Consider the following 20700-nt stretch of genomic DNA (forward strand, 5'->3'; position numbering starts at 1 on the left):
CGGTTTATTTCTTTTTCTTTGCTTTTGGATTTGGCAGGTCAGTGATTGAGCCTTCAAACACTTCTGCGGCAAGACCAACAGACTCATGCAAGGTTGGGTGAGCGTGTACTGTCAATGCGACATCTTCGGCATCACAACCCATCTCGATAGCAAGGCCAATCTCGCCTAACAGTTCACCACCGTTAGTACCAACAACCGCACCACCGATCACGCGATGAGTGTCTTTATCGAAGATCATCTTAGTCATACCGTCGGCACAATCAGACGCGATCGCACGACCAGACGCTGCCCATGGGAAGGTAGCCACTTCGTAGTTAATGCCCTCTTCCTTACACTCTTTCTCGGTCTTACCGACCCATGCCACTTCTGGCTCAGTGTAAGCGATTGATGGGATTACTTTAGGATCGAAGTAGTGCTTCTTACCAGCAATGACTTCTGCGGCAACGTGACCTTCATGCACACCTTTATGCGCAAGCATTGGCTGACCAACGATATCGCCAATCGCATAGATATGTGGCACGTTAGTACGCATTTGCTTATCAACACGGATAAAGCCACGGTCATCAACTTCAACGCCCGCTTGACCAGCGTCAAGTAGCTTACCGTTTGGTGTACGGCCAATAGCAACCAGAACGGCATCATAGCGTACAGGCTCTGCTGGCGCTTTTTTGCCTTCCATGGTGACGTAGATGCCGTCTTCTTTGGCTTCTACCGCGGTCACCTTGGTTTCTAGCATCAGGTTAAATTTCTTGCTGATACGCTTGGTGAAGACCTTCACCACATCTTTATCCGCAGCAGGGATCACTTGATCGAACATTTCAACAACGTCGATTTGTGAACCTAGCGAGTGATAAACCGTACCCATCTCTAGACCGATGATACCACCGCCCATTACCAGCAGTTTCTCTGGTACTTCTTTGAGCTCAAGCGCGTCSGTWGAGTCCCAGATRCGTGGGTCTTCATGCGGGATAAATGGCAGTTCGATWGGACGAGAGCCCGCCGCAATGATGGCATTATCAAAATTGATAGTGGTGGTTTCATCACCTTCAACCACTAGGGTGTTMGCGCCAGTGAAACGGCCTKTACCGTTAACAACAGTCACTTTACGCTGCTTGGCCATGCCACCCAGACCACCGGTCAGTTGACCGATAACCTTATCTTTCCAAGTGCGAATTTTATCGATATCGGTTTGTGGCTCGCCGAAAACCACACCGTGATCCGCCATGGCTTTGGCTTCTTCGATCACTTTGGCAACGTGAAGTAGGGCTTTAGAAGGGATACAACCAACGTTTAGACATACACCACCTAGGGTGTTGTAACGTTCAACCAATACTGTTTCCAAACCTAGGTCGGCACAGCGGAAGGCGGCGGAGTATCCAGCAGGACCAGCGCCAAGGACGACGACTTGCGCTTTGATTTCTTTACTCATTCTGACCTCGTTGTAGTCTTATTCCCTGACAGGCTAAGAGCGGTAATTTTTTATTGTTGTGGGAGTTTGGAAGCCACAGTTTACAGCCATGTTAATGGGCTGAAAAATAAAAACCCATAGCCTGTGAGCTGCACAACAATTCCCAACCGGCCCGTAACGGGCCGGAGGGTGTTGTCGGTGACGCGATTACAGTACCAAACGGCGGATGTCTGACAACAAGCCGTTGAGGTAAGTAATAAAGCGCGCGCCTTCGGCACCGTCAATCACACGGTGATCGTAAGACAGAGACAATGGCAGCATTAGGCGAGGTTCAAAGTCCTTACCGTTCCATACTGGTTTCATTTCTGACTTAGACACACCCAAGATAGACACTTCTGGTGCATTGACGATTGGCGTAAATGCCGTACCGCCTAGGCCACCTAGGCTAGAGATGGTAAAGCAACCACCCTGCATATCAGAGGCAGTGAGTTTGCCTGCACGAGCTTTCTTAGAAACCGCCATCAGCTCTTCAGATAACTCGTAGATGCCTTTTTTGTTCACGTCTTTGAACACAGGCACAACCAGACCGTTTGGCGTGTCAACGGCGATACCGATGTTGACATACTTCTTCAGGATCAGGCTTTCACCGTCTTCAGATAGCGACGAGTTGAAAGAAGGGAAAGCTTCTAGCGCTTTAGCAGCCGCTTTCATGATGAACACCAATGGGGTGATCTTCATGCCAGAGTCTTTCTTCTTCTCGATCGCGTTTTGTTCTTTACGGAACGCTTCCACTTCAGTGATATCAGCGTTGTCCCACTGCGTCACGTGCGGGATCATCACCCAGTTACGTGCTAGGTTCGCACCAGAGATTTTCTTAATGCGAGACAGTGGTTTAACTTCGGTTTCACCGAATTTGCTGAAGTCCACTTTTGGCCAAGGAAGCAGACCCAGTGCGCTACCGTCGCCTGAACCCGATGCTGCACCTAATTCAAGGCGCTTCAGCGCTTCTTTTACAAAGCTCTGAACGTCTTCTTTCAGTACGCGTCCTTTACGGCCACTACCTTTTACTTTCGCAAGGTTCACGCCAAATTCGCGGGCAAGACGACGAACAACAGGAGACGCATGCGCGTATTCTTTGTTCTCTACAAACTCGTCTTTACCTGCGTCAGCTTTAGCCGCTGGGGCGCCAGCTTTGGCTGCAGGCGCGGGTGCCGCCTTCTCAGCAGCAGGTGCCGCTGCAGGTGCAGGCGCTGCTGGTGCAGGCGCTGCTGGTGCGCTACCGGCAACTTCGAAGACCATGATCAACGAGCCCGTCGAGACTTTATCGCCCGCGGCCACTTTGATTTCTTTCACTGTACCCGCAAACGGTGCAGGGACTTCCATTGACGCTTTGTCGCCTTCAACGGTGATCAGTGACTGCTCTTCTTCAATGGTATCGCCAACCGCAACCATGATCTCGGTAACTTCAACTTCATCGCCACCGATATCAGGAACGTGAACGTCTTTAGCTTGTGCTGCTGCAGGCGCTGCTGGTGCCTCGGCAGCTGCAGGCGCTTGCGCTGGCGCGCTGCCACCCACTTCGAACATCATGATCAGTGAGCCAGTTGACACCTTGTCACCCGCCGCGATCTTGATTTCTTTAACGGTACCCGCAAACGGTGCAGGCACTTCCATTGAGGCTTTATCGCCTTCAACAGTAATCAGTGACTGCTCTTCTTCAATGGTATCGCCAACCGCAACCATGATCTCGGTAACTTCGACTTCGTCACCACCGATATCAGGCACGTGTACTTCTTTGATTTCTGACGCAGCCGCTGGTGCAGCAGGGGCGGCTGGCGCCGCCTCTTGAGCTGGTGCGCTTTGCGCTGGCGCATCGGCTTCAAAGATCATAATCAAAGAGCCCGTGGTCACTTTGTCACCTTCAGCAATTTTGATTTCCTTGACCACGCCCGCTTGTGATGCAGGCACTTCCATGGATGCTTTATCACCTTCAACGGTGATTAACGACTGTTCTTCTTCGACCTTGTCGCCAACGCTAACAAGGATCTCAGTCACTTCTACTTCATCAGCACCGATGTCAGGTACATTAATCTCGATTGACATTATTTCAGCCTCTTACGCGAACAGCGGGTTTACTTTGTTGGTATCGATGTCGAATTTCTTGATAGCGTCCGCTACCAGTTTCTTGTCAACATCGCCACGCTTAGCCAGCTCGTTAAGCGCCGCAACAACCACATAGCCTGCGTTCACTTCGAAGTGACGACGTAGGTTTTCGCGGCTGTCAGAACGGCCAAAGCCGTCAGTACCAAGAACTTTGTAAGATTCCGCTGGGATAAACGCGCGAACTTGGTCAGCGTAGTTCTTCATGTAGTCAGTCGCAGCAATCGCAGGCTCAGATCCCATTACAGTTTGGATGTAAGGAACTTGTGCGTCCGCATCTGGGTGCAACATGTTGAAGCGCTCTGCATCTTGGCCGTCACGTGCCAGCTCGTTAAACGAGGTCACGCTGTATACGTCAGACGCTACACCGTACTCATCGCTAAGCAGTTTCGCCGCTTTGCGCACTTCAGTCATGATGGTGCCAGAGCCCATTAGCTGAACTTTCGCTTTGTCGCCCGTGTAGGTTTCTAGCTTGTAGATACCTTTACGGATACCTTCTTCCGCACCCTCAGGCATGGCCGGCTGATGATAGTTTTCGTTCATCAGCGTCAGGTAGTAGTAGATGTTTTCTTGGTCAGGACCGTACATGCGACGGATACCGTCTTGCATGATCACCGCCACTTCGTACGCGAAGGTTGGGTCGTAAGAAACACAGTTAGGTACAGTGCTCGCCAGAATATGGCTGTGACCGTCTTCGTGCTGTAGACCTTCACCGTTCAGGGTAGTACGACCGGCAGTTGCACCCAATAGGAAACCACGTGCTTGTTGGTCACCTGCCATCCACGCCATGTCGCCAACACGTTGGAAGCCGAACATTGAGTAGTAGATGTAGAATGGGATCATTGGCAGATCATTGGTGCTGTAAGAGGTCGCCGCCGCTACCCACGATGACATCGCGCCTAGCTCGTTGATCCCTTCTTGCAGTACTTGACCGCCTTGGTCTTCTTTGTAGTAAGACACCACACCACGGTCTTCAGGGGTGTAAGTCTGACCATGTGGGTTGTAGATACCTACTTGACGGAACAGACCTTCCATACCGAAAGTACGCGCTTCGTCAGCAATGATAGGTACAATGTTTTTGCCGATGTTTTTGTCTTTCAGCAATACATTCAAAGAGCGTACAAAGGCCATGGTGGTGGAGATATCACGCTTCTGCTCAGACAGCAGGGCTGAGAAATCATCCAGTTTTGGCAGTGTTAGCTCTTTAGTAAAGTTAGGCAGACGTTGCGGGGTGTAACCGTGCAGCGCTTTACGGCGCGCGTGCAGGTACTCATGCTCCGCAGAACCTTCTTCCAACTGTAGGTAAGGCAGGTTTTGTACGTCTTCATCAGACAGCAAGTCTTGCAGGCCAAGACGATCACGCATGGCAATGACGTGCGTCATGTCCATTTTCTTCACTTGGTGCGCGATGTTCTTACCTTCTGCCGCTTCACCCATGCCGTAACCTTTAACGGTTTTCGCTAGGATCACGGTTGGACGATCATTGCACTCTTGTGCCGCTTTGAACGCAGCAAACAGTTTTGATGGCTCATGACCACCACGCTTCAGTGCAAAGATTTCTTCGTCGGTCATATCAGCAACCAAAGCAGCTGTTTCTGGATACTTACCGAAGAAGTGCTCACGCACGTAGGCGCCATCTTTTGACTTGAAGGTTTGGTAATCACCGTCGATGGTTTCGTTCATCAACTGCAGCAGTTTACCTGAGGTGTCTTTCGCCAGCAGTTTATCCCAGCCAGAACCCCAAACCACTTTGATCACGTTCCAGCCTGCACCTTTGAATAGGCCTTCTAGCTCTTGGATGATCTTACCGTTACCCATTACAGGGCCATCAAGACGCTGCAGGTTACAGTTGATCAAGAAGCATAGGTTATCCAGTTTTTCACGGGCCGCAAACGACAGCGCACCACGTGATTCTGGCTCATCCATCTCACCATCACCCAAGAACGCATAAACGCGTTGCTCTGAGGTGTCTTTCAGACCGCGACCGTTCAGATACTTGAGGAAACGCGCTTGGTAGATAGACGCAATAGGACCCAGACCCATAGAAACGGTAGGGAATTGCCAGAATTCAGGCATCAGTTTCGGGTGTGGGTAAGAAGAAATACCTTTACCGTCTACTTCTTGGCGGAAGTTGTCGAGCTGCTCAGCAGTGAGACGACCTTCAACAAACGCACGCGCATAGATACCTGGAGAGATGTGACCTTGATAATACACCAAATCGCCGCCGTCTTTTTCATTCGGCGCACGGAAGAAGTGGTTGAAACAGGTCTCGTAGAAAGCAGCCGATGACTGGAATGATGCCATGTGGCCACCCAGCTCTAAATCTTTCTTGGACGCACGCAACACGATCATGATTGCGTTCCAACGAATGATAGAACGGATACGACGTTCCAGATTCACATCACCTGGGTAAGCAGGTTCTTGATCGGCAGGAATGGTATTTACATAGTTGGTGGTCACGCCAGTTGGCATGTCAACACCGTCTAAACGTGCTTGTCCCAGTACTTGCTCCAGAAGGAACTGGGCACGTTCTACACCTTCTTCACGAACGACTGACTCGAGGGCTTGTAGCCACTCTTGAGTCTCAAGTGCGTCCACGTCATGTTTCATGACTTCAGACATGGCGATCTATCCTTTCGTTGATTGACTCATACAAAACAAACGTTGTCGCAGCTGGAGACACCGCTTGCCCTTTCTTTTGGGCGAATCCGGTATTACTCCAACTCGTCCTTGCGTTGTTGAATTCGACGCAGAGACCGTTCTCGACGGCTTTCTTCACGGCCAAGATCCAACAGAGTTTCCTCAATGTAAGCTAAGTGTGCATGTGACGCCTGTCTGGCTTTTTCTGGTTCGCCAGCAGTAATCGCATCCACGATCTCAGCCCGGTGTCGGCTGACGTTTTCCACCGTTTCTTGGCGGCGGTAAAGTAGCTCAAAGTTTTGCAGAATATTCTGCTCCAGCAGCGGCGCAAGACTGCGCATAATATAAAGCAGCACCACATTGTGTGCCGCTTCCGTTACTGCAACTAAATACTGCATGACAGCCGAGGCTTCTGCCTCTAAATCCCCTTGTTGCTGCGCATGACGAATCGCATCATGGCAGTCACATATCCGCTTGAAGTCTTCTTTCGTGCCGCGGAGGGCGGCAAAGTAAGAAGAGATGCCTTCCAGCGCATGACGTGACTCCAGCAAATCAAGTTGGGTTTCAGGATGGTCCGCCAATAACTCTAGCAGGGGTTCAGAGAATCGCTGCCACAGTCGTTCACTGACAAAAGTGCCGCCACCTTGTTTACGCGTCAGCAACTTTTTAGCTTCAAGTCGCTGGATCGCTTCGCGCACTGACGGACGCGACACATCAAATTGTTTTGCCAACTCCCGCTCAGGCGGTAACTTCTGGCCCGGCGATAAAGTGCCTTCCAGAATTAAACCTTCGAGCTCTTTCTCGATAACATCTGAGAGTTTGGGTTGACGAATTCTTTGATATGCCATTGTTTTTGTTGACCATCCGTCTTAGCAGCTTTCACTGCCTTCGACAGAAACTGACTGGTTGTCAATTGGTAATACCAATTTTTTATAATCCTTTAAAGTTACCAGACAGCAGATATTGTGTCCACCAGAAGTTTGATTGACATCATGGAAACGACTGTATCTTTAAGGTGACAGTCGGCACAGTCTGGCTCGCAAAAATTGGTCTGACCAATAAACATTTTATTAACAAGCCGCCTTTTTACAGCCCCACGAGCCTAAACAAGCGCGTGATGCCGCCACACTATTTGGCGATCAGCGAATTATAGTAGGGCCAATCAAATGCAGGGCCCGGATCGGTTTTTCTCCCCGGCGCAATATGTTCATGGCCGGTAATGCGATCACAGGTAATGGCTGGATAATACTGCATCAGCGTACGGGTGATCGTCGCTAAAGCTTGGTACTGCGGATCGGTATAAGGTAGGTCATCCGTGCCCTCGAGCTCGATACCGATCGAAAAGTCATTGCATTGCTCGCGTCCATCAAAACACGAAGCGCCAGCATGCCACGCACGCTCGTTGAATGGTACAAACTGGATCACACTTCCATCTCGTCGGATCAGTAGGTGCGCGGAGACGCGAAGATCGGCGATCTCAGCAAAATAAGGGTGCTCACTCGCGTCGAGCTGACCTTGAAAAAACTGTTCGATATAGGGGCCATCAAACTGTCCTGGCGGGAGGCTAATATTGTGGATGACCAGTAAGGAAATCTCTTCCCCATCGGGTCGTTGGTTGTAGTGGGGAGATGGGCAAGCGCGCGCGCCCACCAGCCAATGATCGTTGATGTTTGAAAAAGACATGCCGCTATCCATGGTTGGACTGGACGATTACTCTATCTCGCGAGTGTTCAGATTGGAATAGAAGCAGCAACCCGCGCTTGGGTTCGCTTTGGCATGATACATGGCTGAATCAGCTTGATTCATCAATTGTTGCAATTCCAGTCCATCGGTTGGGAAACAGCTCACCCCGATACTCAGAGAAAGCTCCAGCTCTGCACCATTGGTCACCATTGGCGCGCGCATTTCTTGAATAATACGCTCAATCACCTCTTGCAGTGCCTGTTTATCCGCCAATAAATCGAGCCAAACAATAAACTCATCCCCACCTAAACGCCCGACTAAATCCGAACGTCGCACCGCAAGCTTTAACCGCTGGCTAACGACTTTTAGCAATTCATCCCCCACCCCGTGACCATAGGTATCGTTCACTTCTTTAAATCGGTTTACATCGATAAACAGCAACGCGGCTTTGGTTTGCGCGCGTGAAGCACGCATCAAGGCAACCTCCACATGTGACTCAAACGCGCGGCGATTAAACAGTCGAGTGAGTTCATCATGCTCAGCTAAGTACATTAGCTGCTGCTGTTGCTCTCGCAGTTGCTGAGTTTGTTGGGCAATCTCTTCGGCAAGCTGTTCTTTGCGCACCATAGTATTTTTCAACGTGCGCTTCATCTCGTTAACGTGGGCGGCAAGATCAGACATTTCATCAGAAGTGTCGAGTGAGAGCTGAGTGGTTAAATCCCCTTGCTTGATTTTCGCCACATCGTCATGCAGCTCCTCAAGCCGCTGAAAGAAACGCCGCCGTGTATTGGTGGCTAATGCGGTCACTAACAGCGCCAATAAGATCAGCACCCCGCCATGGAGGAGAAGCAAGGCTTTTTGTTGCTGCCCAGCAGAGTGCATCGCTTCTTGACGCATGGAGAAGGCCGCCTCACTCATGGTTTGTAGTAGCATGTTATAGCGAGAAAACACCATCAATCGCGCACTTTCCGTGGTATTGATATCGCTCTGACGCCGTGCCGATAACACTAATAAAGTGTCAATACTTTGTGCCGCTTGGCGAATCGCTTGGAGCGGCAATTCACGATTTTTTTCACGAAGGCGTTGCAGCAAGGTTTGGTTGGCATGATACGCATCTTGGCGTGTTTCCGCGCTATGGTACTGTTGATATAACCAAAGCCTTCCCCGCACCGCATCAATTTGTGAATGCAAAGAAACAATGGCATCAAGACGATGTTGGACCTGCGTTTGTTTATAAAACAACTCTACGGTGATAAGTAAGGTGATCATGGTGAGCGCAGCACAGGCGTACACAACGACACTTAACTGTTGTCCTATCTTCATTTTAATAAGCTCGCCTTATGCGTCGCCTCCGTTAAAGGGCCAGGATTTAGCAAACGACGAAAGCCCGGTTCCGTCCCTGCCACTAGCCCGGCTTCTCGTGCCCACATAGCTTGATTTTTTAAGCTCAGGAGTAAAGCGTCGCTCAAGGAAAGTCGAAAAAGATAGTCTTGCCAAAGCCATGCCAGCTGGTTGTCGGGCATTGACAAGTAGTCGGCCACGACTGTCTTTGATTCATCGGGATGGAGATGAATATAGTCAATCGCATCATTCAGCCCTGCGATTACCTGACGCATACGCTGGTGTTGATGAATGTTTAACGGGCTTCGGCTCGCCAGTAAAAAAGAGAGGTTGTGTAGCCCCTTACTGTTAAATTGCGATACGCGCTGTTGCGCCTCTTGCATCACTTGATAGCCATAAGGCTCCCAAATTGAAATCGCATCGACTTCTCCACGCAATAACGCGCCGGGGAGTTGGTCTGGGGAATAGTAGGCTTTTCTTATCGGCAACTCAGACAGACCATTCAGATTGAGCATTAAGTCTAAGAAGAACTCACTGGCGCTCGATTGCACTACGCCAATACGCGCGTTCGCCAGCACATCGAGCGATTGGTGAATCGGCAACGTCAATGACCAGAGTTTGACGTCGTTATTGGACTCTACAAAACTGGCGAGGATATTAAAGTCATCACGTTGAAAGCTATTAAACATCGCGACGGTTTCCGACACCGTCGCGAGATCGGCCTCTCCCGCCATCAGCGTATTAAAACTTTTTACCCCACCATGAACCGGTAAAAGGCTAACATTCACACCGTGGCCGGCAAAAAAACCCTGTTTCTTCGCGATGATAATGGGCGCGGCAAGCGGTGTGAGCGATACTGCAATCGTCACGGTCGGACTGCTGTTGTTGACAGGCGCACGCACTCCTTGCCACGCCCAATACCCCAGTATCGCGATGGCTAACATGGCACATAATGCAAGTAGTCGTTTCATTGTTGCGCCTCATAAGTGTGTGCTGACACCAAGTATAGTCAAGGTTTAGACAGGTCATGCACAAAAAACAAGGCGATAAAAAAGTTTACCGCTGCAGTGGCTGCATTTCATCACCAGTGAGGTTATCATTTCGGCAACTTTTGACTGCACCAGTGAGCCAAGATGACGTCGACAACTTCTCCATTTCGCGCGGTACACGATAGCGATAGCCGCTTTGCTTATCTCACCTCGCACCTTGATGCGGACGTGAAACGTCTAGTTTCTGAGACACTTCGAGAAGACTTGGGAGGAGAGATTGATCCCAGTCAGGACATTACCGCAAGCTTGATCCCTGCCGACTCGGCCTCTACCGCTATTTTGATCACCCGAGAAGCTGGGGTATTTTGTGGTCAGGCGTTTGCCGATGAGGTATTTCGTCAACTCGGCGGGGCCGTGTCGCTCACTTGGCATGTCAAAGATGGCGACACAGTGACACCAAACCAAACCCTGTGCACCCTGCACGGCCCCTCGCGGATTATTTTGACCGGCGAGCGCAATGCGATGAATTTTATTCAAACGCTATCCGGTTGTGCGAGCAAGGTGGCGACTTATGTGGCGGCGCTCAATGGCACGCACACCCAATTACTCGACACCCGCAAAACCATTCCGGGAATGCGGAGTGCGTTGAAGTACGCGGTCGCGTGTGGTGGCGGCCATAATCATCGGATTGGGGTGTTCGATGCGTATTTGATTAAAGAAAATCATATTCGTGCCTGTGGGGGCATTGCTAATGCCGTGCAAGAAGCCCGTCGCCTTAACCCCGACAAGCCTGTGGAAGTAGAAACAGAAACCTTGGCCGAGCTGCAACAAGCCATTGATGCGGGGGCCGATGTGGTGATGCTGGATAACTTTACCATCCCCATGATGCGTGAAGCGGTTGCGCTCAACCAAGGCCGTGTCGCCCTCGAAGTGTCTGGAAACGTCACCTTGGACACCCTCGCCGACTATGCTGCCACAGGCGTCGATTATATTTCCGTGGGCGCGCTGACCAAGCATGTTACCGCGCTCGATTTATCCATGCGCTTTCAGTAATCCACCTGTTCGCAAGATAATGAGGCCGCCTCTTACCCGCGGCCTTTTTTATAACAATTCTGTGACAAAAAATTTGTCGTCTGTCGAACACTACAACAGAAAAAACCCACTGTTACATCAAGGTTTTATCCTTGACTCTCAAACTCATGTTTCCCCTCTTTTTTGCGCCACACACGAGCGTAAAGTGCTGGCACTGATTGTTGCCCACTCACTTTGCGGCAACTCATGATTACGAGGAGAGAAATAGGATGAAAAAGCAACAAGGGTTTAGCTTGATTGAGTTACTGATCGTCGTCGGAATTATCGCAGCACTGTCTGCCATCGCCGTCCCCGCTTATGTAAATAAACAGAAAATTGCTGAATTTAATTCAGGGTTAGCATCAGGCCGTGCTCTCCTTACACGGTTAGATCTTTATTTGGATGAAAATAGTAGCTCTTCAGCGAGTGACTTTAAAACAGCCTTAGGTGACGCTGCGAACCTCGGAGAACTGGCGACAGTCAACGTCTCGGGTGCTACTAGTGGAGAAGGCGAAGATGCCACATCGACTGAGCTTACAGTCACGTTTACTCCAAATAGCTCTATTAACGGGACAATAATTACCTTTGAGAAAAGCGACCTTGCTTGGGTATGTAAATACACAACGAGTGAAGCTTTCGAAGCTGGTGATATTAAAGGCTGTAAAAAAGCATAAGCAGCCAATGATCCTAACCGCTCAGTTGTATCAAGCCGGTTTATTGACTGATGCCCAGCGCGATATGCTGGGCATTGGCGACAATACCTCGCTCAGTCTTGCGCATATACTCGATGCTGGGGTTGACCCCACCGCGCTCGCCAACACCCTCGCTAACCTGCACCATCTTCCGTTCGCAGAGAGCCATCAATATCCGTTTAAAGACACCTGCTATGCCCTCGACCGGCGTGATTTAATTCAGCGTCACCAAGTGTTACCGCTGGCTCAGCAAGGCCAAGAGCTATTACTGGGGGTCAGTGATCCAGATAACGCAGAAGCTGTCGCCGACTTTCGCTTTTCTACTGGGCTCAATGTCCGGTTAGTGGTGCTCAGTCAGCCAGATTTGGATGCTGCGTTGCGCCACTTATACGGGGCAGATATCGATGGCACTGGCGATGGTATCACCATCAGTGATCAGGACTTGGCGGCCCTGACCGTCACCGATAGCCCACAGGAGGACAGTGCCGAGCTACAAAGTGATCAGGCGCCCATCAGTCGTTACATTCAACAGATCTTAGTGGATGCGGTGCGCAAAAAAGCCTCCGACGTGCATTTCGAGCCCTTTGAGCATCACTACCAAATTCGTTTTCGCCAAGACGGTTTATTACAAACCTATGCTCATCCTCCGGCAGGGGTCTCGCGGCGACTGTCGACTCGACTCAAAATCTTAGCCCAACTCAATATTGCCGAACGACGTTTGCCACAGGACGGGCGCATCAAGCTGACCCTCACCGCCGACCATACCGTCGATATGCGCGTCTCTACCCTGCCAACCATTTGGGGCGAGAAAGTAGTGGTTCGTCTGCTAGATAATGGCCAGCAGCAATTAACCTTGCATGATTTAGGCTTAACCGAGTGGCAACGCCAGCACTATCAAGACGCATTAGATAGACCGCAAGGCATGATTTTGTTTACCGGCCCAACCGGCAGCGGCAAAACCGTCTCTTTGTACAGTGGGTTAAAGTATCTCAATCAGCCCGAGCGTAATATTGCCACCGTCGAAGATCCGGTTGAGATCCAGCTAGAAGGCGTCAACCAAGTCAACGTTAATACGGCCATTGGTTTAGATTTTGCCACCGCACTCCGTGCATTTTTGCGCCAAGATCCCGATGTAGTCATGGTGGGGGAAATTCGCGATCTCGACACCGCTGAAATCGGGATCAAAGCCGCGCAAACCGGTCATCTGGTGTTATCAACCCTGCATACCAATTCCGCCGCCGAAAGCATCACCCGTTTGTCCCATATGGGTATTGCCCCCTACAACCTTGCCAGCTCTCTAACTTTGGTGGTGGCCCAACGTTTAGTCCGCCGTTTATGCCCGATGTGTAAACAGCCGCATCCAGCTGATGATCCGCACCTTCAGCACTTAGCTAACCTCTATCCGACGTTAACCCCAAACACCTTGTACCAAGCTCATCCTCACGGCTGCTATCAGTGTTATCAAGGCTATCAGGGTCGCACAGGGGTGTATGAGGTGCTTCCTGTTACCGAGACTATTGCCAGCGCCATTTACCGCAATGCCAGTGCCATCGAACTGACCCAACTGGCGACGGAGGAAGGGATGTGGCGATTAGCCGAATCCGGGATTGCCAAACTCAATCAAGGGATCACCAGCATTCAAGAGCTTACTCGCGTTATTCAGCTTGCCTAAGGAGTCTTCATGGCCAAACCCACGCTGTTTCTCTTTCATTGGCGCCAAGCCGCTGCAGGCGGCGACAAAAAAGGCCAAGTGTTCGCCTATACCGAGCAGGATGCTCGCCAACAGTTGGCGAGCCAATCGATCTTGCCCACACGCATCATTCGCCGTCGACTATCGAGCTTTCAGCAGCGCCGTCACAAAGCCAAAGCGGCGGATATCACTCAGTTTTCCCGCGATCTCACTACTCTGCTAGAGTCTGGGATCCCCATCGTACAGGCCCTCAACCTCATCGCGCTCAATCAGGTCAAAGCCGAGATGCGCTTGCTAGTGCGTCATATTCGCCAGCAACTCGAAGCGGGCACCAGTTTGAGTGATGCGTTGGCGCAAGCGAGTCCCTTGTTTGATCGCTTCTACTGCGATCTGGTCGCAACAGGCGAGCAAACCGGGCAATTGCCGCAGGTCTTTGCCCGGTTAACCTTGTATCGTGAAAAGCAGGCGCAGCTTCGCAGTAAAGTGATTAAAGCCATGATCTATCCCAGCATAGTGATCAGCGTGGCCTTGGGAGTGAGTGCCTATCTGCTGGTATTCGTGATCCCGAAATTTAAACATATTTTTGACTCCTTCGGCGCCGAGCTACCTTGGCTGACCCAACAAGTTCTCGCCTTATCCGACATCGTGAGCCAACACGCATTGACCATCACACTGATAATGGCGGGCCTTGCCGCTGCCCACCAGCTACTGCAGCGTAAAAACGCGACCTACCACTATTACTATGACCGCTGGCTACTGCGACTGCCCGTCATCGGTGAAGTGGTGAGTAAAGCCTGCATTGCCAAGTTTTCTCGTACCCTCGCCACCACCTTTAGTGCTGGTATTCCGTTACTTTCTGGCTTACAAGCGGCAACAAAATCCATGACCAACGCTTATTATGTTCACGCGCTTAATGCAGTGTATCAGCACACCGCAACGGGTATTCCACTCCACCAAGCATTGCGTGACAGCGACAGCTTCCCTGTGATGGTGACCCAAATGGTGATGATTGGCGAAGAGTCGGGCTCACTCGATAATATGCTCAACCGCATCGCGCAAATCTATGAAGCCGAAGTCGATAACACCGTGGACAACCTCGGTAAAATCATCGAGCCCCTGTTAATTTTAGTGCTGGGGCTATTGATTGGCGGCTTGGTGGTGGCCATGTATTTACCGATTTTCAATCTGATGTCCGTTCTTGGCTAGCCAAGATAGAGTCTCTCGCCACAAGGCGCTATGATGCGCACAAGGTTTATACCCAGAAGGTCCCATGTTGATATTCTCATCGCCGTTATTCATCGTTCTTGCCGGCCTATTCGGCCTGATTATCGGTAGCTTTTTAAATGTGGTCATCGCACGTTTGCCGATCATGATGGCGCGTCGTTGGCGCCAAGAATGCTTAGCCACCTTTCCTGATGCAAACATTGAGGCCCCCGATGGGCAGCGTTTTGATTTGTGCCTTCCCGCGTCTCACTGTCCGGCCTGTGAGCAAACCATTCGCTGGTATGACAATATTCCGCTGCTCAGTTGGCTGGCTTTAAAAGGCCGCTGCCGCCATTGCCAACATCCCATCAGTAAACGCTATCCATTGGTGGAGCTGACCAGCGCGATACTTTGCATGCTCCCCGCATGGCTTTTCACCTCCCCGACATGGGCCATCGCGGTGATGGCGGCTAGTTTAGTGTTGTTAGCCTTAACCTTGATTGATTGGGAAACCCTGCTGCTGCCCGATCAACTCACCTTACCCTTGATGTGGTCCGGCATCGGCCTTGCGCTGATCGGCATTAGCCCCGTCACACTCAGTGAGAGTGTCATTGGTGCCATGGTCGGTTATGTCAGCCTTTGGAGCCTCTTTTGGGCCTTTAAGCTCACCACCGGCAAAGAAGGCATGGGCTATGGCGACTTTAAGCTCTTTGCCGCCTTGGGGGCGTGGCTGGGATGGCAAGTACTGCCGCTATTGATCCTGCTGGCCTCATTAAGTGGCGCCGTGATTGGCGCTATCGTACTCCGCCGTCAGCAGCAAGGACTGCAGCAACCTTTCGCCTTTGGTCCTTTTATTGCGATCGCCGGCTGGGTCTGCCTCCTGTGGGGTGATGGCCTGTTACACTGGTACCTTTCACAACTATTGGGAGTGCGTTAATGGGATTAGTGATTGGGCTTACTGGCGGTATCGGTAGCGGCAAAACCACGGTTGCCAACCAGTTTGCGGCCAAAGGCATTGAGGTGATTGATGCAGATGTGATTGCACGCGATGTGGTGGCAGTTGGCAGTGAAGGGCTTGCGGCAATCGCCGCGCGCTTTGGTGAATCAGCCTTGCAGTCCGATGGGCAATTGAATCGCGCTTGGCTCAGAGAGCGGGTCTTTTCACACCCAGACGACAAACGTTGGTTGGATGACTTACTGCACCCAATGATCCGTACCCAGATGATCAGCGCTTGCGCGCAAGCACGCTCTTCCTACTGTTTGCTTGTGGTGCCGTTATTGGTGGAAAATAACCTCATGGCATTAGCGGATCGCATTTTGGTGGTCGATGTTGATGAGCAAACCCAAATTGCGCGGACATTAAAGCGAGACGGCGTGAGCCGCCAGCAAGTCGATGCCATTCTGGCTGCCCAAGCAACCCGTGCGCAGCGACTTGCGGTCGCCCACGACATCATCAACAATGATCAACCAGAGACGGAACTCCAACACCAGATTGATGCCTTACACCAGACGTATTTAACCTTGGCCGCCCAACATCACACCGGGGAGTAACCGGATAGGATCGCGAAACATTTATGACCAGCCTCACTTTGTATGAACACCCACTCAATGAACAGGTGCGAATTTATTTGCGCCTAGAGTACCTGCTCGATCAATTGGACGAAGTGAGCGGATTATCGGCCCCTTGCCACCATATTCAATTTTTCCGCAGCCTATTTGATTTGCTGGAAATTCTCGAACAAGTGCAAGTGAAAGCGGATCTTGCCAAGGATTTGGATAAGCTCAAGAAAAAGCTCAACGCTTGGGCGCATGTGCCACAGGTCGATCAACAGCAGCTACAACAACTGCTCGAGCAATTGGCCGAGCACCAACGTGCGGTCTTACAAGCCAAGCGTTTTGGCCAAGCGCTACGCGAAGATCGCTTCCTGACCAGCATCAAACAGCGATTCTCCATTCCCGGTGGCAGCTGTAGTTTTGATTTACCCATTTTCCACTATTGGTTACATCAGCCTTTGGTCGCCCGCCAAAACGCGATTAATGGCTGGCTCGCCACGCTATCACCGCTACGTCATGCCCTAGCATTTTGGTTGCAACTGACCCGAGAAAGCGCACAAGGTGGGCATGTCGAGGTTAAGCAAGGCTTCTATCAACAAGACGCTGATGGCGCGTGCCTGATCCGGATTCAGGTTAACCCCGATCTGGGCGTTTATCCGTTGGTTTCAGGACACAAAAACCGTTTTGCGATCCGTTTTATGCCATTTGACGATGATCGCGAGGTCGCCGACAATATGCCGGTATTTATCAGTGTCTGTTAAGGAGATGAGCGTGAGTGATACCCCCGCGGTGGTGAAATGTCCAACCTGCCAACAACCTGTTGTTTGGGGCGAAATCAGCCCGCATCGCCCGTTTTGCAGCAAACGTTGTCAGTTGATTGATTTAGGGGAGTGGGCCAATGAAGAAAAGGCGATTCCCGGTGCACCAGACAGCTCTGATGACGACCTATGGTCAGAAGGACAGGCGGAGTAATCTCCACCTGCCAAGACGAACGATCCGTGCTTAAAATCGAGCACGGATTTTCTCAAGCACCGCGTCATTCGCTTCAGGGAAGGTATACTCGGATAAACGTGCAATCGGTGCCCATTCACCATGCTGACCTTCCTGCCCTTGCGGTTCCCCTTCAAAGCGACTGACTAAGAAAAAATCAAAGCTTAACGCTTTGTCTGGAAAATCAAAGTCTAGCGAAATAAAGGGGCTGACGTCGGTGGCATCAATCCCCACTTCTTCACGCAGCTCCCGCACCACGGCTTGGCGCGGGGTTTCGTTGGCTTCAATTTTTCCGCCGGGGAATTCCCACTTTCCGCCTTGGTGCACATCCGCATGGCGACGTGTAATAAATATCTTATCTTGCGCGGCATTAACAATCACGCCAGCGGCAATACTTACCCGTTTCATGAATACTCCTACTTACTACCGCCTACGCGCTATCCACTGTCTGTTGATATGGATGCAAGCACGTCAGCGAACGCGCGTCTTGGGGTATAAAAAAAGGCCGCTGAACGGCCTTTTTAGTCATACATAGTCAGGGTTAGATTTTACCGTGACATTGTTTAAATTTCTTCCCTGATCCGCATGGACACGGCTCATTACGGCCAACTTTTCGTCCATCGCGCACCACAGTTTCGTTGCCTGAAGCGTTCGCCTCGCCGTCACTGAGTGGGTTATCGGCTTTGGCATGATTCACTTGCTGCTGGCGAGCTGCTTGCTCTGCACGTGCTTGACGCTCCGCTTCCATACGCTCAACGTCATCAGGCTGTTGCACACGAACGCGGCTGAGTGTGGTGATCACGTCGGTTTTTAGCGCTTCTAGCATGTCTTCAAACAGCTCGAACGATTCACGCTTGTACTCCTGCTTCGGATTCTTTTGCGCATAGCCGCGCAGGTGGATACCTTGGCGCAGGTGATCCATCGCCGCCAAATGCTCTTTCCACAGCGTATCCAAAGTTTGCAGCATGACCGCTTTTTCGAAGTTGCGCAGTGTTTCAGCACCCACCGCCGCTTCTTTGCTCTTATAGACATCAATCAGCGATGACAGAATTCGCTCACGCAATAATTCTTCATACAGCTTGTCGTCTTCATCCAACCATTGTTGGATAGGCAATTCGATATCAAAATCTGCTTTTAAGCGCTGCTCTAGGCCGGCAATATCCCACATTTCTTCCAACGATTGCGGCGGAATATATTGGCTAACCAGTGCATTCACTACATCTTCACGGTTATGCTCAATCATTTCACTGATATCGCTGGAAACCAGCAGCGCGTCACGCAATTCGTAGACCACTTTACGCTGATCGTTGGCCACATCATCGAATTCCAGCAGCTGCTTACGAATGTCGAAGTTACGTCCTTCTACTTTGCGTTGCGCGTTTTCAATCGCCTTGTTCACCCAAGGGTGTTCAATCGCTTCACCTTCACCCATCCCGAGGCGTTTCATCATGTTAGAAACTTTTTCTGAGGCAAAAATGCGCATCAGTGAGTCTTCCATCGACAGATAAAAACGCGTCGAACCTGGGTCACCTTGACGACCAGCACGGCCACGAAGCTGGTTATCAATACGGCGTGACTCGTGACGCTCCGTACCAATAATGTGCAGGCCACCCGCCTCAACCACTTGGTCGTGAAGTTGCTGCCATTTCTCTTTCGCCGCTTCGACTTGTGCGTCTGTCGGCTCGTCAATATCACCCAGTACCTGCTTCCAGCTACCGCCTAGAACAATATCCGTACCACGACCGGCCATGTTGGTTGCAATCGTCACGGTGCCCGGATAACCGGCTTGTTCAACGATTTCGGCTTCGTGGGCGTGGAATTTCGCGTTGAGGACTTGGTGCTTGATGCCATCTTTTTTCAGCGCATTAGAAAGAAGCTCTGATTTTTCAATCGAGACGGTCCCGACAAGTACCGGCTGGCCAGCTTTCGCTCGCGTTTTAATGTCTTCAATAATCGCGGCAAATTTCTCACGCTCGGTCATATAAACCTGATCAGCATGATCTTTACGCACCATCGGGCGGTTGGTCGGAATAACCACGGTATCCAATCCATAAATCGACTGGAACTCAAAGGCTTCGGTGTCCGCAGTCCCTGTCATCCCTGACAGCTTTTCATAGAGTCGGAAGAAGTTCTGGAAGGTGATCGAGGCCAGTGTCTGGTTCTCGTTTTGGATTTTCACCCCTTCTTTGGCTTCCACCGCTTGGTGTAACCCTTCAGACCAACGACGTCCCGGCATGGTACGGCCGGTGTGCTCATCAACGATGATCACTTCGTCTTCTTTAACAATGTAATCGACGTCGCGCTCAAACAGCACATGGGCACGGAGTGCGGCGTTAATATGGTGCAACAAGCTAATATTCGCGGGCGAATACAGTGTATCGTCTTCTGCCATCAAGCCGTTTTTCTTTAGCAGCTCTTCGACAAATTCTTGGCCGTTTTCGGTCATGTAGACCTGTTTGGCTTTCTCATCGACGGTGTAATGCCCATCGCCACGATATTCTTCTGAGTCTTCTTCGTCTTGCTTTTCGAGCTGAGGGATCAACGCGTTGATCCGCTGATACATTTCTGAGCTATCTTCTGCTGGCCCTGAAATAATCAGTGGTGTACGCGCCTCATCAATCAAGATGGAGTCCACCTCATCGACAATTGAGAAGTAGCGATCGCGCTGCACGCGATCTTCCGCACGAAACGCCATGTTATCGCGCAGGTAGTCGAAACCAAATTCGTTGTTGGTTCCGTAAAGAATGTCACACGCGTAAGCGGCTTTCTTCGCTTCCGGTGGCATGTTCGGCACATTCACGCCGACCGTCATGCCAAGAAAATCGAATAGCGGACGGTTTGTTTCCGCGTCACGTTGCGCCAAGTAGTCGTTGACGGTAACGATATGCACGGATTTGCCTGTCAGTGCATTCAAATAAGACGGCAAGGTCGCCGTCAGGGTTTTACCCTCACCGGTGCGCATTTCTGCAATCTGGCCACTGTGCAGCACCATGCCCCCGATCAGCTGAACATCGAAGTGGCGCATACCAAACACACGCTTAGATGCTTCGCGGACGGTGGCAAAGGCTTCAGGAAGCAGATCGTCCAAGCTTGCGCCTTGGTCGAGACGCTCACGGAATTCGACGGTTTTCGCTTTTAGCGCATCATCACTGAGGGATTCAAATTGGGGCTCTAGCTTGTTGATTTCATCAACGACTTTTCGCAGCCGACGCAAAGTGCGGTCATTACGGCTTCCGATAACTTTAGTCAGGATTTTCGATAACATGGCGTTGCCGGTAC

At 51.0% G+C, this 20700-nt stretch carries 17 protein-coding genes; 8 read left to right on the top strand and 9 right to left on the bottom strand.

The features are described 5' to 3' along the window. Positions 1–4: 4 nt before the first annotated feature. The 7 genes from lpdA to BZJ18_RS03465 all read right to left on the bottom strand — a co-directional run bounded on the left by lpdA (position 5) and on the right by BZJ18_RS03465 (position 10203). Positions 5–1429, bottom strand: coding sequence for a dihydrolipoyl dehydrogenase (gene lpdA / locus BZJ18_RS03435; protein WP_077455345.1), 1425 nt, complete (start codon positions 1427–1429; stop codon positions 5–7). Between the two features lie 186 nt (positions 1430–1615). Further along, a complete protein-coding gene (aceF, locus tag BZJ18_RS03440; RefSeq protein ID WP_077455346.1) occupies positions 1616–3511 on the bottom strand; it encodes a pyruvate dehydrogenase complex dihydrolipoyllysine-residue acetyltransferase in 1896 nt (631 codons plus the stop codon). 12 nt (positions 3512–3523) lie between these two features. Beyond that, positions 3524–6190: a pyruvate dehydrogenase (acetyl-transferring), homodimeric type gene (gene aceE / locus BZJ18_RS03445; protein ID WP_077455347.1), complete on the bottom strand. Its 2667-nt coding sequence runs from the start codon at positions 6188–6190 to the stop codon at positions 3524–3526. A 92-nt stretch (positions 6191–6282) separates the two neighbouring features. Further along, the gene (gene pdhR, locus BZJ18_RS03450; RefSeq protein WP_069586617.1) at positions 6283–7056 is read right to left on the bottom strand and encodes a pyruvate dehydrogenase complex transcriptional repressor PdhR; all 774 of its coding nucleotides are present in this window, start codon (positions 7054–7056) and stop codon (positions 6283–6285) included. Between the two features lie 280 nt (positions 7057–7336). After that, positions 7337–7891 carry a 1,6-anhydro-N-acetylmuramyl-L-alanine amidase AmpD gene (gene ampD / locus BZJ18_RS03455; RefSeq protein ID WP_077455348.1) on the bottom strand — a complete coding sequence of 185 codons (555 nt, stop codon included), beginning with the start codon at positions 7889–7891 and terminating at the stop codon, positions 7337–7339. A 27-nt stretch (positions 7892–7918) separates the two neighbouring features. Further along, complete coding sequence (locus BZJ18_RS03460) at positions 7919–9214, bottom strand: diguanylate cyclase domain-containing protein (protein WP_077455349.1); 1296 nt, start codon at positions 9212–9214, stop codon at positions 7919–7921. Next, on the bottom strand, positions 9211–10203 hold the full coding sequence (locus BZJ18_RS03465; RefSeq protein ID WP_077455350.1) for an ABC transporter substrate-binding protein: 993 nt from the start codon (positions 10201–10203) through the stop codon (positions 9211–9213). Before BZJ18_RS03465 ends, BZJ18_RS03460 begins: the two co-directional genes overlap by 4 nt. Before the next feature lie 162 nt (positions 10204–10365). On the opposite strand from BZJ18_RS03465, the gene nadC reads away from it, so the two are divergent. The 8 genes from nadC to yacG all read left to right on the top strand — a co-directional run bounded on the left by nadC (position 10366) and on the right by yacG (position 17403). After that, positions 10366–11274: a carboxylating nicotinate-nucleotide diphosphorylase gene (nadC, locus tag BZJ18_RS03470; RefSeq protein ID WP_077455351.1), complete on the top strand. Its 909-nt coding sequence runs from the start codon at positions 10366–10368 to the stop codon at positions 11272–11274. Between the two features lie 248 nt (positions 11275–11522). After that, on the top strand, positions 11523–11966 hold the full coding sequence (locus BZJ18_RS17685; RefSeq protein ID WP_077455352.1) for a pilin: 444 nt from the start codon (positions 11523–11525) through the stop codon (positions 11964–11966). Positions 11967–11973: 7 nt separating this feature from the next. Next, positions 11974–13656, top strand: coding sequence for a type IV-A pilus assembly ATPase PilB (gene pilB, locus BZJ18_RS03480; protein ID WP_077455353.1), 1683 nt, complete (start codon positions 11974–11976; stop codon positions 13654–13656). Positions 13657–13665: 9 nt separating this feature from the next. After that, positions 13666–14880, top strand: a complete 1215-nt coding sequence (locus BZJ18_RS03485) for a type II secretion system F family protein (protein WP_077455354.1) — start codon at positions 13666–13668, stop codon at positions 14878–14880. Positions 14881–14944: 64 nt separating this feature from the next. Further along, on the top strand, positions 14945–15814 hold the full coding sequence (locus BZJ18_RS03490; RefSeq protein WP_077455355.1) for a prepilin peptidase: 870 nt from the start codon (positions 14945–14947) through the stop codon (positions 15812–15814). After that, on the top strand, positions 15814–16428 hold the full coding sequence (coaE, locus tag BZJ18_RS03495; RefSeq protein WP_077455356.1) for a dephospho-CoA kinase: 615 nt from the start codon (positions 15814–15816) through the stop codon (positions 16426–16428). Before BZJ18_RS03490 ends, coaE begins: the two co-directional genes overlap by 1 nt. A 23-nt stretch (positions 16429–16451) precedes the next feature. Next, on the top strand, positions 16452–17192 hold the full coding sequence (gene zapD, locus BZJ18_RS03500; protein ID WP_077455357.1) for a cell division protein ZapD: 741 nt from the start codon (positions 16452–16454) through the stop codon (positions 17190–17192). Positions 17193–17196: 4 nt separating this feature from the next. Next, positions 17197–17403, top strand: coding sequence for a DNA gyrase inhibitor YacG (yacG, locus tag BZJ18_RS03505; RefSeq protein ID WP_069586608.1), 207 nt, complete (start codon positions 17197–17199; stop codon positions 17401–17403). Positions 17404–17433: 30 nt separating this feature from the next. On the opposite strand, the gene mutT is transcribed toward yacG, so the two are convergent. Further along, positions 17434–17829, bottom strand: coding sequence for an 8-oxo-dGTP diphosphatase MutT (mutT, locus tag BZJ18_RS03510; protein ID WP_069586607.1), 396 nt, complete (start codon positions 17827–17829; stop codon positions 17434–17436). A 133-nt stretch (positions 17830–17962) separates the two neighbouring features. Continuing rightward, positions 17963–20686: a preprotein translocase subunit SecA gene (gene secA / locus BZJ18_RS03515; protein ID WP_077455358.1), complete on the bottom strand. Its 2724-nt coding sequence runs from the start codon at positions 20684–20686 to the stop codon at positions 17963–17965. Positions 20687–20700 lie beyond the last annotated feature (14 nt).

The organism is Salinivibrio sp. IB872, from assembly GCF_001995345.1.
GTDB classification, from domain to species: domain Bacteria; phylum Pseudomonadota; class Gammaproteobacteria; order Enterobacterales; family Vibrionaceae; genus Salinivibrio; species Salinivibrio proteolyticus.

Coding starts and splice junctions, on each gene's coding strand:
- aceF (WP_077455346.1), bottom strand. CDS start 3,511: ATGTCAATCGAGATTAATGTACCTGACATCGGTGCTGATGAAGTAGAA.
- aceE (WP_077455347.1), bottom strand. CDS start 6,190: ATGTCTGAAGTCATGAAACATGACGTGGACGCACTTGAGACTCAAGAG.
- pdhR (WP_069586617.1), bottom strand. CDS start 7,056: ATGGCATATCAAAGAATTCGTCAACCCAAACTCTCAGATGTTATCGAG.
- ampD (WP_077455348.1), bottom strand. CDS start 7,891: ATGTCTTTTTCAAACATCAACGATCATTGGCTGGTGGGCGCGCGCGCT.
- BZJ18_RS03460 (WP_077455349.1), bottom strand. CDS start 9,214: ATGAAGATAGGACAACAGTTAAGTGTCGTTGTGTACGCCTGTGCTGCG.
- BZJ18_RS03465 (WP_077455350.1), bottom strand. CDS start 10,203: ATGAAACGACTACTTGCATTATGTGCCATGTTAGCCATCGCGATACTG.
- nadC (WP_077455351.1), top strand. CDS start 10,366: ATGACGTCGACAACTTCTCCATTTCGCGCGGTACACGATAGCGATAGC.
- BZJ18_RS17685 (WP_077455352.1), top strand. CDS start 11,523: ATGAAAAAGCAACAAGGGTTTAGCTTGATTGAGTTACTGATCGTCGTC.
- pilB (WP_077455353.1), top strand. CDS start 11,974: ATGATCCTAACCGCTCAGTTGTATCAAGCCGGTTTATTGACTGATGCC.
- BZJ18_RS03485 (WP_077455354.1), top strand. CDS start 13,666: ATGGCCAAACCCACGCTGTTTCTCTTTCATTGGCGCCAAGCCGCTGCA.
- BZJ18_RS03490 (WP_077455355.1), top strand. CDS start 14,945: ATGTTGATATTCTCATCGCCGTTATTCATCGTTCTTGCCGGCCTATTC.
- coaE (WP_077455356.1), top strand. CDS start 15,814: ATGGGATTAGTGATTGGGCTTACTGGCGGTATCGGTAGCGGCAAAACC.
- zapD (WP_077455357.1), top strand. CDS start 16,452: ATGACCAGCCTCACTTTGTATGAACACCCACTCAATGAACAGGTGCGA.
- yacG (WP_069586608.1), top strand. CDS start 17,197: ATGAGCGTGAGTGATACCCCCGCGGTGGTGAAATGTCCAACCTGCCAA.
- mutT (WP_069586607.1), bottom strand. CDS start 17,829: ATGAAACGGGTAAGTATTGCCGCTGGCGTGATTGTTAATGCCGCGCAA.
- secA (WP_077455358.1), bottom strand. CDS start 20,686: ATGTTATCGAAAATCCTGACTAAAGTTATCGGAAGCCGTAATGACCGC.